General features: G+C 65.1%; 13 protein-coding genes and 3 pseudogenes. 8 read left to right on the top strand and 8 right to left on the bottom strand.

The features are described from left to right. On the top strand, nt 1-524 hold a 524-nt coding region (locus H5395_RS16490), incomplete at its 5' end, for a branched-chain amino acid ABC transporter permease (protein WP_182793633.1). Nucleotides 525-755: 231 nt separating this feature from the next. On the opposite strand, the gene H5395_RS16485 is transcribed toward H5395_RS16490, so the two are convergent. Both H5395_RS16485 and H5395_RS16480 read right to left on the bottom strand, forming a co-directional pair. Next, on the bottom strand, nt 756-2,108 hold the full coding sequence (locus tag H5395_RS16485) for an ISNCY family transposase (RefSeq protein ID WP_182793632.1): 1,353 nt from the start codon (nt 2,106-2,108) through the stop codon (nt 756-758). Between the two features lie 74 nt (nt 2,109-2,182). After that, nucleotides 2,183-2,458 (bottom strand): annotated as a pseudogene (locus tag H5395_RS16480) (IS3 family transposase); the annotation flags it as partial. A gap of 175 nt (nt 2,459-2,633) precedes the next feature. Between H5395_RS16480 and H5395_RS19595 the strand changes: the two are divergent. Both H5395_RS19595 and H5395_RS16475 read left to right on the top strand, forming a co-directional pair. Then, nucleotides 2,634-2,735, top strand: a pseudogene (locus H5395_RS19595) (ATP-binding protein); the annotation flags it as partial. Between the two features lie 352 nt (nt 2,736-3,087). After that, on the top strand, nt 3,088-4,596 hold the full coding sequence (locus H5395_RS16475) for an SGNH/GDSL hydrolase family protein (protein ID WP_182793631.1): 1,509 nt from the start codon (nt 3,088-3,090) through the stop codon (nt 4,594-4,596). Nucleotides 4,597-4,770: 174 nt separating this feature from the next. On the opposite strand, the gene H5395_RS16470 is transcribed toward H5395_RS16475, so the two are convergent. From H5395_RS16470 to H5395_RS16450, 5 genes are all read right to left on the bottom strand, one after another. Further along, a complete protein-coding gene (locus tag H5395_RS16470; RefSeq protein WP_182793630.1) occupies nt 4,771-5,307 on the bottom strand; it encodes a hypothetical protein in 537 nt (178 codons plus the stop codon). A 128-nt stretch (nt 5,308-5,435) separates the two neighbouring features. Further along, nucleotides 5,436-5,705, bottom strand: coding sequence for a hypothetical protein (locus H5395_RS16465; protein ID WP_182793629.1), 270 nt, complete (start codon nt 5,703-5,705; stop codon nt 5,436-5,438). A 364-nt stretch (nt 5,706-6,069) separates the two neighbouring features. Further along, entirely contained in the window at nt 6,070-6,744 is a 675-nt protein-coding gene (locus H5395_RS19140) for a YsnF/AvaK domain-containing protein (RefSeq protein ID WP_182793628.1), read from the bottom strand. 61 nt (nt 6,745-6,805) lie between these two features. After that, complete coding sequence (locus H5395_RS16455) at nt 6,806-7,237, bottom strand: YsnF/AvaK domain-containing protein (protein ID WP_182793627.1); 432 nt, start codon at nt 7,235-7,237, stop codon at nt 6,806-6,808. A 40-nt stretch (nt 7,238-7,277) separates the two neighbouring features. Beyond that, a complete protein-coding gene (locus tag H5395_RS16450) occupies nt 7,278-8,156 on the bottom strand; it encodes a hemerythrin domain-containing protein (RefSeq protein ID WP_182793626.1) in 879 nt (292 codons plus the stop codon). A gap of 384 nt (nt 8,157-8,540) precedes the next feature. Between H5395_RS16450 and H5395_RS16445 the strand changes: the two genes are divergently transcribed. The 4 genes from H5395_RS16445 (at nt 8,541) to H5395_RS19135 (ending at nt 11,398) form a co-directional block, all read left to right on the top strand. After that, a complete protein-coding gene (locus H5395_RS16445) occupies nt 8,541-8,960 on the top strand; it encodes a CopG family transcriptional regulator (RefSeq protein ID WP_182793625.1) in 420 nt (139 codons plus the stop codon). A 30-nt stretch (nt 8,961-8,990) separates the two neighbouring features. Continuing rightward, nucleotides 8,991-10,214, top strand: a complete 1,224-nt coding sequence (locus H5395_RS16440; RefSeq protein ID WP_182793624.1) for a PHB depolymerase family esterase — start codon at nt 8,991-8,993, stop codon at nt 10,212-10,214. A gap of 178 nt (nt 10,215-10,392) precedes the next feature. Continuing rightward, the gene (gene lysM / locus H5395_RS16435) at nt 10,393-10,953 is read left to right on the top strand and encodes a peptidoglycan-binding protein LysM (protein WP_182793623.1); all 561 of its coding nucleotides are present in this window, start codon (nt 10,393-10,395) and stop codon (nt 10,951-10,953) included. Between the two features lie 208 nt (nt 10,954-11,161). Continuing rightward, a complete protein-coding gene (locus H5395_RS19135; RefSeq protein ID WP_370576491.1) occupies nt 11,162-11,398 on the top strand; it encodes a transposase in 237 nt (78 codons plus the stop codon). Here the strand turns inward: H5395_RS19135 and H5395_RS16425 are convergent. Beyond that, nucleotides 11,372-11,565: pseudogene (locus tag H5395_RS16425) on the bottom strand (hypothetical protein). The gene H5395_RS19135 and the pseudogene H5395_RS16425 overlap by 27 nt on opposite strands. Before the next feature lie 140 nt (nt 11,566-11,705). On the opposite strand from H5395_RS16425, the gene H5395_RS16420 reads away from it, so the two are divergent. Beyond that, a complete protein-coding gene (locus tag H5395_RS16420; protein ID WP_182793622.1) occupies nt 11,706-12,857 on the top strand; it encodes a poly(3-hydroxybutyrate) depolymerase in 1,152 nt (383 codons plus the stop codon). The last annotated feature ends 379 nt before the right edge of the window (nt 12,858-13,236 follow it).

Here is a 13,236-nt window from a genome sequence, read left to right as displayed (position 1 = left end):
ATCTGTTCGGGTTCATCGACCTGAGCGACACGATGACCATGTATTACTTCGTGCTGGCCATCTTCGTGCTGGGGCTGCTGGTGATCTGGCGCTTCGTGAACTCGCCCTTCGGGATGATCCTCAAGGCCATCCGGGAAAACGAGAACCGGGCCATTTCGCTGGGCTATGCGACGGCGCAGTACAAGCTGGGCGCCTTCGTGATGTCGGCGGCGCTGTCGGGACTGGCCGGCGGGCTGAAGGCTCTGGTGATGCAGTTCGCCACCCTGACCGACGTGGACTGGCACATGTCAGGGCAGGTGGTGCTGATGACGCTGATCGGCGGCATCGGCACGCTGCTGGGCCCGGTCGTGGGCGCGGGCATCGTGATCGCGCTACAGAACCGGCTGGCGACATCGGCCTTCCCGGTCACCATCATCACCGGGCTTGTCTTCATGATCTGCGTGATGCTGTTCCGGCGCGGGCTGGTCGGCGAGCTGGCCTATTCCCGCCTGGGCCGGGTGCTGGGGCTGCGGCCGCCGGGCTGAGTATCTTTCTGAAGTTGGAAGCGGCCATTTGGGTTTGTGACCTCGGCCGCTTCCGCCACTTTGGACGCGCTATCCCATGTTGCAACCATCCAGAAATGTCACCCTTGCTGGCAAAGCAGGAATGTCACCGGGCACCACGATGCCGGCAGCCAGGCAGGGCGGAGACCTCCGCCATCGCAGCCCTGACCGGCTGCCTTGAGCGGCCGTCGGATCCAGTGCTCCGTCTGGTGTTCAGTTCGTTCTGGCTTCGACCTGCGCTCGACGTGCCTTGACCAGCAGAGGTGTGCGACCAGGTCCGACGGTGCCCTTGGGCTCATAGCGGGTGCGCTGCTTGCCGGCACGCCGCGCCCTGGGCGGGTCCTGGTCCTGCTGGGTCTGGATGAAGGCCAGCACCTCGTTCAGGCGCTTGTTCTCGGTGATCGCGGCGTGGGTGACGCGCTGCTCCTTGTCGAACATCCGGTAAGGCAGGGACACGCCCCTGACCCTGATCTCCAGCCGGCCGTCCGGGAACGCGTAGGTGTCCACGTATGTGCCGACCAGGCCGAGCGTCAGGTCGTTCTGTTTGAGAATGATGCGCTTCCTGTCGTAGGACAGCGCCAGCTGCTGGCCGACATGGCGTTCGTCGCGCAGGCAGAAGATGTCGCGGAGCCGCTCCGGCTCGACGTTCAGGGGGCGATGCAGATCGTCCGACCGGCGCGGGAGGCAGGCGAAGCGGGCGTTGAAGGCCGCGATGAAGCCCGGCAGGAACGCATTCCCGGCCTCAATGTCCGCGATCCCCGCCAGGCGCAACTCCTTGACCACCCGGTCCTGAAGCGTGCGATTGGCGCGCTCGACCCGGCCTTTGGCCTGCGAGGAGTTGGCGCAGAGGATTTCGATGTTCAGCTCGTTCAGTGCCCGGCCGAATTGCGTCATGCCATGGCCGCTGCGCGCCTCGGTGCGGTTCACCCGGAAGACGCTGTGCTTGTCCGAATAGAAGGCCACGGGCCGGCCGTGGTCCCGAAGGTAACCCTCCAGCGCATTGAAATAGCTGAAAGTGCTCTCGGAGGCGACAAACCGGAGATGCATGAGCCGGCCGGTCGCATCGTCGATGAAGCCCAGCAGCGTGCAGGCGGGACCACGATACTCGAACCAGCGGTGCTCGGAACCGTCGATCTGGACCAGCTCGCTCAGGGCCTCGCGCCGCAGCCGCGGCTGGTGCAGCACCCGCCGGTGCTTGCGCGACAGCCACAATCCGTCGGCAATCATCCATTTGCGCAAGGTCTCGTGCGAGATATGGATGTCATGCAGCTCGGCCAGCTTCTCGGCCGCAAGCGTCGGACCGAAATCGGCATACTGCGTCCGAACGAGTGCCAGCACCTGCTCCCGATGAAGGGCAGACAGGGCGTTGTTCGGCGCACGTCCGCGCGCACGGTGGGCCAGCCCGGCCGGGCCATCCGCCCGAAACCGCGCCAGCAGCCGAAATACCTGCCGCCGGGTCAGGCCGAGCAGGCCGGCGGCGTCTTCGGCTCGCAACCGGCCAGTCTCAACCTCCGACAGCACCTCGATCCGGTTCAACTCGCGCTCGCTCATCACCAGCCATCCCATGTCTATCCCCCGAGGATCATGCTTCAACCGGGGGAGAGTGACATTGGCCTGCTGCCGGTTTCGTGGACACCAGGTTAAGTTTGCATAGCACGGGCCTCGAACGCCACTGGGCTTAGATATCCCAGCTTCGAATGGCGTCGCTGCGGATTGTAGAAGCGCTCGACGTAGTCGAACACATCGGCCCGGGCGGCGTCACGCGTGCGGTAGACCTTGCTGGCGGTGCGCTCGGTCTTCAGCGAAAAGAAGAAGCTCTCCATGGCCGAGTTGTCCCAAACGTTGCCGGCCCTGCTCATCGAGCAGATGATGCCGTGGTCGTGGAGCAGGCGCTGGAACTGCTCGCTGGTGTATGGGGCGGATTCAACCGGTCGTAGCAGCAGCCCATTGCTGGAGGTGCAGATGACGACGGGACGACGGAAGTCGGAGCGCTCAACACGGCGCAAATTATGTTCGCCAGGGCGACCGCCGGTTTGGCAGCGTGAGAAGCTATGCCGGTTCTGGCGGGGAGTGGCTGCGGGTCTGTCCAGTTGCCACATCCTGGAGACCGGAAACGACAGCTTCCGCTTCAAGGCCAGTTCGGCTGCGGCAGCAAGGAAGAAGGAGACCAGCCAGGCCTTGACCCCAGCATAACCCGAAATCCATAGTCAGAGGTGGCTCACTTCTCGATGGAAAACCCGGCTCAGTTCTGGGTGAAAATCAACAGCCTCAGCCCACTCTTTGCAACAGTGCCAATCCGGACGAGTCAGCGGCGCTGTTCAGCGAGCATTCCGTGACTCTGTGGGGCCTCTTGGAGGAGTCCGCGCGGCTGCGGAGCGGCGGGTATTGACGCTCGTCGCTTGATCCCCACAATCGGCCTGCCGGAGTAAGGCAGGTGGAGCGCCGTTCATGCGTTCTCTTCCCCCCACGGCGCCACCCTCATCCTGTCAGCTTTGGCAGGATCCTGCGTTTCCCGAAAACAACCTCATATCAGGGAACAGCCGCAATGAGTGCTTCAGCCTCTTCACGCGTGACCGGGCCGGTCCATTTCTTCGGCGACAGCCTCACCGACAACGGCAATCTGTTCGAACTGGCCCAGGGTCTTGTCGCTCAATCCGCCCTCCTCTCCTATGTCGGGACGGATGGCCGGCTCAGCAACGGGCCCACCTGGGCCGAGTATGTCGACGATCTGCTCGGGGTGCCCCAGGGCCGGAACCATGCCTTGGCCGGCGCCGAAGCGGCAGGCACCCAGCGCCTGGGGGACCTTTTCACCGAGCTGCGCTTCACGGACGCACTGCTTGTGCCTCAGACCGATCCCCGGCTGGATCTGGACACCAATCTCGGCGCGCAGGTGGACCGCTTCGCCGCCGACATGGCAGGCACCGGGTTGGAGGACACGACAGGGTTCATCATGGCCGGCAGCAACGACTTCCTCGGCATCACGAACCCCTCCGACGGGCCGGTCGTCGTGGCCGCGGCGGTCCAGGCCACGCTCTCGGCTGCGACTGACCTGCTCGGCCTCGGCATGCGGGATGTCGTCATTTCCACCCTGCCCGTGCCGCTGTTCTTTCCCGGCATCGGCGCGCTTGGTCCCGCGCAGGTGGCGCAATCGAACGCCCTCTCGGCCGCGCATACTGCCGCCTTGAGGCAGGGGGTTGAGACGCTTCAGGCGCAGGGGCTGGACGTGCGGCTGCTCGACATCCAGCCGATCACGCGGGCCCTGCTGGAAGACCCCTCCGGCTTCGGCCTGATCGCGCCGTGGGGGCTCACGCTCAGGACCGCGCCTGCCGATGCGCTGGCCCGGTATGATGACGATCAGGTGGCCTTCTGGAACCCGGTGCATCCCACCACGGCCACCCACGGGATCATGGGCGCCTACACCGTCTTCGTGCTCGCGCATGACCCGACCCAACTGACGGATGGTTCGGACTTCGTGGCGACCGGGAGAGGCGACGATCTGGTGCTGGGGCTGCAGGGGAACGACGTCATCAGTCTCGGGCGTGGGAACGATATCGCCTTTGGTGGCAGCGGCCGCGACAGTATCCTGTCGGGGCATGGAAATGACCTTGTGTCCGGAGGCTCGGGCAAGGACCTGCTGATCGGTCAGCACGGCCGCGACGTCTTGGCCGGGGGCGCAGGATCGGACCGGATCTTCGGCGGCCAGGGGCAGGACGTGCTGATCGACGGCCTGGGCAGCGACAGCTGCTGGGGCGGCAGCGGCGCGGACCAGTTCCTGTTTACTGAGGCCGAGCTGATCGGCGGGACAACGGGGAGCGACGCCGACCTCTTCATGGGTGGCAGCGGCATTGACACGCTCTGGCTCGTTCTTGCCAGCGACACCGCACGGGAGCTTGGCGACGACCTGACAGGATGCGACCCGCGGGAGGCACTGGCCGCTCTCGGCCTCAGGGTCATGGATATCGAGGAGATCCGGGTCATCGAGGGACGCGCCGGACTGGCGGCGCTGTCCGGTGAGGCGTGGTACCAGCAGGCAGATATCTGGGGGCTGGTATAACGCTGCAGCGGCACACGTCCGCCCTGTCGAACCGGCTTCGGCTGACGACGGCGATCTGGCGCCTCCACGTTCTGGTCTCCTGCAACGTGCGGCTGCAGGCGCAGGAGGTCCGCAGGGCGCCTGATCTCCCCTTCAACGAAAGCGCCTGATCAAGAACCCGACGGGTCTCAAGCTTCAGACCAACAGCAGGTCCATGTCGCGCGCATCGATCAGGGCGCGCTCGACGTTCAGCAACTCGATCACGATGTTTTCGCAGGTAATGCGGGTATGCTGGCCCGAGGTTCCGAAGCTGGTGATGACAAGATCCTCATAGGCGACGGCGGCCCTGGTCTGGATGCGAAGCCGGTCCACCCCATCCTCGAAGTCACTGATGCGGCCAGTAGATGCTTGGATGAACTGGAACACATCGCCGTCCGCCCCGCCGAGAAGCGTGTTTATGCCCGGCCCACCGTCGAGAAGGTCGGCTCCACCCCCGCCCCGCAGGATGTCGTTGCCGATCATCCCGTAAAGCCTGTCGGCTCCCGCTTCTCCATGCAGCGCATCGTCGCCCTTCTCGCCGAAAAGCCAGTCGTCATCTGCGCCGCCATTGATCCGGTCGGCTCCCGGCGTGCCGCGCACGATGCCGTCAGCAGGCGGAGGCACGTCGTCCATGATGTCGCGATAGTTCGCGACCCCCAGCGCCTCGCTGCGGCTTATGCCTGTGGGCAGCATCGCGGGGGATCGCCACCGGCCGCAGCCAGCATTGCGCCGATGAAGGCATTCGAGTTCTCGCCGAAGACCTCGTAGCCATTGTCAGCCCTGTCGATCATGCGCGCATACTTGACCATGATGGCCCACGCCTAGTCGTCGGTCAGCCCGGGGAAGTCGAGCGGTGTGCTGAAGCGCTCGGCCGGCGTGTCGCCGTTACGGTCATCGGCCGAGTCGTCGATAGGTATGCTGGTCTCGACCTTCATGCCGCCGAACCAGGGCAGATACGGACGTTCCGGCCCAGAGCGGATCACATATTCCTCGCCATTGCTGTCGCGGAAGACGAGGTAGAGATGCGGCGCGCCCGAGGGCAGGCCGAAGAGCTCGACATCATTCGCCTCGATGAAGATCCGTCCGGTCATGGCAGTTCCACCAGCGTGGCAGGATCTACATGAAAGACTAGCAAGGACCAGCCCCTCGGATCAACGATCTTGCGGTGTAGAATGCGCGGTCTCGGTATCGGTGCCCGGACGACACCAGGCTGCGCGAGAAGTTGCGCCAGACCGCCGAAAAGCACCCGCGGTTCGGTTATCGGCGCCTGCATGTGATCCGCGCCGGGACGGCTGCGATCTCGGCGCACGAGGTTTCCGAGAAGGCCGCGCGGTCTCCTCGGGGCCTGTGTCTTGCGGATCGTAGCCTGCGCGTCCCCCGAAGCCCACCTCGGCCTCAGGTCCCCGATCCCTTGCAGGATCAGGGACCCACCCGAAACGGGCCGGGACGCAGGTCTTACTTCTTCGTGGCGCGGACGCCGACTTCCTCGACCTCGACCTCGGTCTTGCGGACCGTGTCCTTGATGGTCTTCTGATGCGCTTCGACCTCTTTGGTCAACTCGACCTCGCCCACGACCCGGGCTTCCTTGCGCGCCTCGACCTCTTCCTGGGTGCCCATCATCTCGACGGTCTTTTCCTCGAAGACGGCAGCGGCCTCGTCGTCCTCCAGCACGCGATTGGCGGCGTGACGCTTCACCCCCACGGTCTCGGTTGTCAGGGTGACGGTTTCCTCGACCGGCGTCTCGACGACGCGCGAGGTCACGCGGACACCGCCGTTGGCGCTCCGGGCCTTGCTGACCGACAGCTCTTCCTCGACGATCGGCACCGAGCCGGCGCTGCTTTCCTTGAGGCTGCCATGGTCCGACAGGATGCGGTCCATGATGGACAGTGCCCAGTCGGCCCGCTCTTCGGAGATGCTGGCGATGACCAGCGTCTGGCCCTGCTCGACCGCCGTGGCATAGGCTTGGGCGTCGGCATCCGCGAAGCCGTACTCGGAAAGCTCGCGCAGAAGCGCCTTGGTGTCGCCGCCGAGGATGCGGGCCTGCTGGTCGCTGAGCCCTTCCTTGCGGAGGGCGGCGACCGCCATGTCGGCGATCTTCTGGTCGGCATAGGCGTTGATGACGGTTGTCATGGGTATCTCTCCAATTGGCAGGTGTTCGGGGTCGTGTCGGACAGGACAGGCAAGCGCCCGTTCAGTCCGGGTCGTGGCTGTCGCCGTTGGCGTTCAGGCGTTCGATGACGGCTTCCTCATGGCGCAGCGTGACGGTCTCGGAATGCTGTCCGGCATCCCGGCGCCGGGTGATGCGGATCTCCTCGGTCGCGCGCAGGCGCTTCTCGACCACCACGACCTCTTCGACGAGCGTGACGATCGTGATGTCGCCCTCCTGCCGCACCGGAACCGGGCCATCCACCCATCGGCCGAGCGGCACCCGCTCGACCTCGACGGTCTCGCGGACGACGGGCTCGTCGATCAGCGCCTCGTCCTCGCGCACCACCGTGCGGACACGAACGCCTTCGGTCAGCGTCTTGCGCTTGAGGACAAGGACCTGCTCTTCGACGATCGGGATGATCTGGGCAGGGCGCGCGGAAACGGCATCCCGCGCGGGTCTGGATTGCTTCGACATGGATTCTCCGATCCCGGACGGCCGAGGGCTGTTCCGACGTTCAGCGACGGGCGGACGGGAAGGCCGGGACGGTCCTCCAGCCGCGCAGGAAAGCAAGGTAGCGGTCGTTGATCTGCCCCATCCGCTGGAAGCTGCCAGCCATGAAGGAGCTTTGCATCTGGGCCATTTCTGCCAGCGTCCGGATGCGCCCGGCCGCCATCGAGGTCTGGACCTGCAGCGCCTGCAGCGCCTGCTCGTTGAGCAGCGCCATCATCGAATTGCCGACAGAGCCCGCCTCGCGGGCCGTTTCCTGCAGTTCTCCGAGAACAGCCGTGGGCTGAAGCCCCCGGTCCCTTCCGCCAGCCGCATCGGTGCCGGCTCCCATGGCCCTGCGTGCCACCTGGGCGCCTTGTTGCACCAGATCCATGCCGGCCTTCATGATCTCCCCGCTCTGGCGCGCGGCGTCTACCATCGGGTTTTCTCGCCCGCCCGCGCGGCGCGCCGGCGCGATCCCGGTTGTCCCGCCTTCGGTCTTGCTGGCGGCGGTGCCGGCCTCCGCATCGCTCAGCGCCTTCACGACGGCCGGCAGGATCTGGTTCCTGTCGTCACGAAAGCGCCGCTGGAACAGGTCCCGGAACTCGGCGACCTTGGTGCCGAACGCCTCGCCGTCCCTCGGGCTGCGCTCGATCTCGCCGAGGAGCTTGCGCATCTGCTGGCTGTCGTTCAGCGCCGCGGCTACGAGGTCCTTCGTCTCCCTGTTCTCTCTCAGCACCGGAAGGAGACGCTGTTCCTCGAACTCGGCCTGACGGTCGAACTCGACCTTCAGGTCGGAGACCAGCCGATCGCGTGTCTTGGCCGCCAGAGGAGTTTCGGCGAGCTTCGCAAAGATCTCGTTGGCCTTGAGCTGGCCGGTCTGCATCAGTTGCTGGATGGGGGTCATTTTTCTGGTCCTTGCTGGGGGGCGTATGTGACCTTGACAGGGCTCGGGAGCCTTGCCCGAAAGGCCTCACGCGACGTGAAGAGGTTGAGCCGGAGGGGAGCCGCTTTCGGCGGGCAGGTGGCCCGAGTGTCCCTTTGGCTTTCTGACGATCCCATGCTGCGCCTGCAGCATGAATGCTGCACTGCAACAATGCGCCGGCCGCAGATAAGTTCCATAGGCCGCGGATGCGGTAGCTTCTGCCGCTTACTCGTCGCTCGCCTGAGCAGAGGGACCCCGGCCACACCCTGATGCATTGATCGGCCTGAGGTCAGGCAGCACATTCTCCGCCCTTGCAAAGCCTGATCATACATCCATATACCATCCATATGGATGGAGATTGGCTGAATGTCAGACAAAGTGGTGCAGTTGCGGGACCGGCTTCCCGAGACCGAGAAGATCACCATCAATCTCGGCCATGTCGACCTTGGCCGGATCGATCTGCTGGTTCAGGAAGGCTTCTTCTCGAACCGGACCGACTTCATCCGGACAGCGATCCGCAACCAGTTGCGCAGCCAGTCCGAAGAGGTGTCGCGCTCGATCGAGCGCCACAGGCTCGAGGTCGGCCTGCTGGAACTGGGGACGGCCGAACTGGAGGCCGCTCTGGCTGCAAGCGAAACACTTCATGTCAAGGTCGTGGGCCTCATCCGCATCGCCTCCGATGTCACACCGGAACTTGCGCTGCAGACGATCGGCTCGCTGACGGTGCTGGGTACGCTGCAGGCAAGCCGAGAGATCAAGGCCGCCTTGGCCGCGAGAATGAAATAGCCGCTGCGAGCGGCACGAAAGGCAAAGACCATGAACACCAATGACTACGTCGCGGAGATCCTCCGCGCGACCGGCGCCGTGCGGTCCGGTGATCCGGCCGGCGTGACCGCCATTGTCCAGAACGCGCTGTCCCTGGCGGGTCTGACGGGCCCGGTTGGCCCTGCTGCTGCCGGCGACCCGGCAGCAGCAGGGCAGGCACCTGAAATTCTGCTGTCGCCCCAGAACTATTCGGAAATCTTCCCGGCGCGGACCGATCGGCTGCGCAAGCCATTGGGCGAGGTCATCCGCAGTTTGCAGGAAGGCGGAAAGGGACTGAAGCTCGACGGACTGCCGGGCCTCGGCCGTCCTCTGCAAGCCCCGGACCTGCCGTTGCCGGAAGGCGCCAAGTTCTTGGATCAAAGCTATTCCTGCTCGGCAGGCATGCGCCGCTACCGGCTGTACGTTCCGTCCACTGCCGACGAAGGCCTGCAGGGCCTGATCGTGATGCTGCACGGCTGCACGCAAAGCCCCGAAGACTTCGCGGCGGGGACCGGGATGAACACGCTGGCCGAAGAACACCGGTTGCTTGTCGTTTATCCGGCGCAGACCGGCGGCGACAACTCCATGTCCTGCTGGAACTGGTTCCGGCCGGGCGACCAGATGCGCGGCACCGGCGAGCCTGCGATCATCGCCGGCCTGACCGAGAGCCTGCGCGACCAGTACGCCATCCCGGCCGACCGGGTCTTCGTGGCAGGTCTTTCGGCCGGCGGCGCGATGGCGGCGATCATGGGGGAAACCTATCCGGAGCTCTATGGGGCGATCGGCGTCCACTCGGGCCTTGCCTACGGCTCGGCCAATGACGCCCTTTCGGCCTTTGCGGTGATGCGCGGGCAGGCGGGGATGGCGCCAGCAGCCTCCAGGAAACTCCATGGTGGGCCGGAGGCGGAGCCGCGGCTGATCGTGTTCCACGGCAGCGCCGACACCACGGTCCACCCGTCCAATGCCGAACGGATCATTGCCGGCAAGGGCGGAAGCGGGGGGAAGACCTCCCGGTCCGAGCCCGGCGCCGCGGGAGAAACCCGCGGGTACACGCGCCTGGTCACGAAACGAAAGGACGGCACGCACGGGGTCGAGAGCTGGATGATCGATGGCGCGCAGCACGCCTGGTCGGGCGGGCACCCCAGTGGCTCCTACACCGATCCGCGCGGGCCCGACGCCTCGGCGGCCATGGTGCGCTTCTTCCTTGACGGCGCATCGGACCTGCCCGGCGCGTGAGGGTTGCAGAGGTCATCTTCCCGGGCATCTGCCCGGGGAGATGAAGCTGCGGGGCTGTGACTTTGCGGGTCAAGGTCCTTGCGACACAGGGTGCGCGGTCGTGTCGGACGGACTCCTCGCTGGAACCCAAAACTGCTCGGGGGCTTGTCCATGCAGGAAAATGGGAGAGGAACAACCGATGAGTTTGTGGGATTTTGTGAAAGACGCCGGCAAGTCGGTCTTTGGCGAGGCGCAGGCTGCCGAGCCGCAGACGGCACCGAAGCAGGCGACGCCTCAGGCCGCTCCGCAAGCATCCTCGCACGCCGCGCCGAAAGCCGCGCCCGAACCGGTTCCTTCCCGCGATGACGCCGACACCAGACGCAAGCTCGACGCGCTGAATGCCGAGGTGGCAGGACTGGGGCTGGACTCGGGCGATGTCCGGCTTCACTTGAAGGGTGACACGGTCACGGTTGTCAGCAAGGGCGCGGATCGGGCCACAATGGAAAAGTTGATCCTCGCGGTTGGCAACGTCAAAGGCATCGCACGAGTCGAAGCTGACCTGCCCGAGGATGCCGCCGCCTCCAGGACGATGGAACCCGTGTTCCATGAGGTCAAGGCCGGCGATAACCTGTCGAAGATCGCCAGGAAGTACCTGGGTGACGCCAACCGCTACCAGGAGATCTTCGAGGCAAACAAGCCAATGCTGAGCGACCCGGACAAGATTTACCCCGGGCAGAAACTGCGGATACCGCAGAGCTGACGCCGGCCCCCCATGCGATGCCCCGCTGGTCGGCGGGGCTTTTTCTTAATCGAAAAAGTGACCCCGCGCGGGGCGGGGCCATGTGTCCCCCGTTGCTGAAGGAAGGGAGTCAGGCCGCATTGCGCCGCTCGATGCGGGCAAGGCAGGCAAGCTAGTTGTTCACGTCCATGATTGCGGCCGTGGTCCAGTAATCGGCGCGATTGTTGCGATGCCGTCGGGAGGGGCATCCACGCCATCAACAGAGCCGATCGAAGGCACCCTGTCGCAGGCCGTCCGCCGCTTCGGCTTGCGCCGCTGCCGTTATCTCGGACAGGCCAAGACCCATCTTCAGCACGTCCTCACCGCGGCAGCGATGAACCTGGTGCGTGTCGACGCATGGCTGCGCAGCCAGCCTCGGGCTCGGACGCGTCAGTCCCGGCTAGCCACGCTGCTCACAGCCGCATGAAGCGGTCCCCGGAGTGACCAACAGTGTTACGATTTCGGGCGCGAGCAGCGTCAGGCGCAGCACACGCGTCATGTAGGAGCGCGCGATCCCCTCGCGCTCGGCCAGTTCGGCGATGGTGGCGAACTGGCCCGATTCCAGCATTCTCTTCCACCGGAACGCGACGCCATTGCATTCACGCCCGTGTTGTCGGCCCGGCGCTGCTGCGGCGTTCGAGAGGCCCCATCCGCGTGAGCAACAGCTTGCGCGCACTGTCGACTTCAGCTGCAGCAGTGTAATCTCGATGACGTAGTGCAGCGCGTGAGGCGAAATGCGCCAAGTCAGTCTGTTTCCGGCAATCGTCCTAGCCCTGCTGGTGAGCGCTGGTCTCAGCGCAGCGCACCATGACGACATCCCGGATCCGCCGCCCCTTTCAGTTTCACAGCAGTTGCCAACGGATCTGATCCTCGACTCTGGTTCCGTGTCGGTTTCCGGCCTTTCGTCGGGCGGGTTCTTCGCTCACCAGTTCCACATCGCCTTCTCGGCAACCGTGGCGGGCGCGGCGGTCCTTGCTGGCGGACCCTACGCATGCGTGGAGGTGATCGGAAATCCGTTCTGGCCTTTCACGAAGCTGGATCGCAGCTCTGCGGCTGTGGTCGCCTGTACACACTATTTCGGAGACCGGTTCTGGGGTCTCCGGCCCCGGCCCCCAGCGGCGAAGGACGCCCGGCAGCTGATCGATGCCGCCTACCGGGCGGGTGAGATCGATAATCCCGCCAACCTTGCCGACGATCGGGTGTGGCTATTCCGGGGCGACCTCGATGAGGTGGTCCCCGCCGCTGTCGCCGGCAGCTTGGCCAGTCTCTACAACCTCCTTGGCATCGACGAAGAGGACTTGCACGTCGAACCCGGGGATCCGGAGCGCCCCGCAAACCATGGCATGCCGGTGGACAGCTTTTCCGGCGAGAGCCGGTTCGTGCCGCCCGACTGCGCGGCGCACGCGCTGCCCTTTGTGATCGAATGCGGGTACGACGCTGCCGAGCTCCTGCTGCGCCACCTGTACTTCGAGGATTCTCTTGAGGGGCCGGCCGACCCTCACAATCTGGGCCGCCTGCAAGCCTTCGATCAGACTCCATTCTTTCAAGCTAGTCGAACAGACGGGATGAGCGACGTCGGCTACATCTACGTGCCGGACGTGTGCCGATCAGAGGAGTGCCGACTTCATGTCGCCTTCCATGGATGCCGTCAGAATGCAGATGCTCAGGGGGAAGACCGGATCCATGACGATTTTGTTCGTGACGCCGGCTACAATCGCTGGGCAGCCGCCAACCGGATCGTCGTTCTCTACCCGCAGGCCACCGCGTCAGCGGGCAACCCAAGAGCATGCTGGGACTTCTGGGGGTACAGCGGCGAGGGATGGAGAACCCGCGAGGGGGTCCAGATGCGTGCCGTCGCTGCCATGATCAAGCGACTGCTTGGCTGAAGAGGTAGCCGCGGTCCGCGTCCCGCCATCCGCCCTGAGGTGGATGGCGGGGTGGATACAAAAAGCGCCGGATCAGCTATCCCGCTGATGTCCGGTGCTTTTATCACAACCTTGGTGCCCAGGAGACGATCATGGGGCTGTTGGGGGGGTTTCTCCTGGCCATCCTCTTCGCCGACGTGACGTAGAAGCTGCGCTCTTCTGCCGGTGTCGTTCTCTGGGCACGAGGAGCGTCGCTGACCATCGCTGCGGCCCTGGACGCGCTACCCCAGATGCGACTTCGGATCCCGTGAAAGTTTCTCTCGTCGGTGTCCGCGGCCGAGGATGTTGGCCCTGAACACCTCGGCCGGCGTTCGGAAGCCCAAGCACTTGCGCGGCGTGG

It is taken from the genome of Paracoccus sp. MC1854 (genome assembly GCF_014164635.1).
In the GTDB taxonomy this organism is placed as follows: domain Bacteria; phylum Pseudomonadota; class Alphaproteobacteria; order Rhodobacterales; family Rhodobacteraceae; genus Paracoccus.
This window is presented reverse-complemented; position numbering and strand designations above follow the sequence as displayed.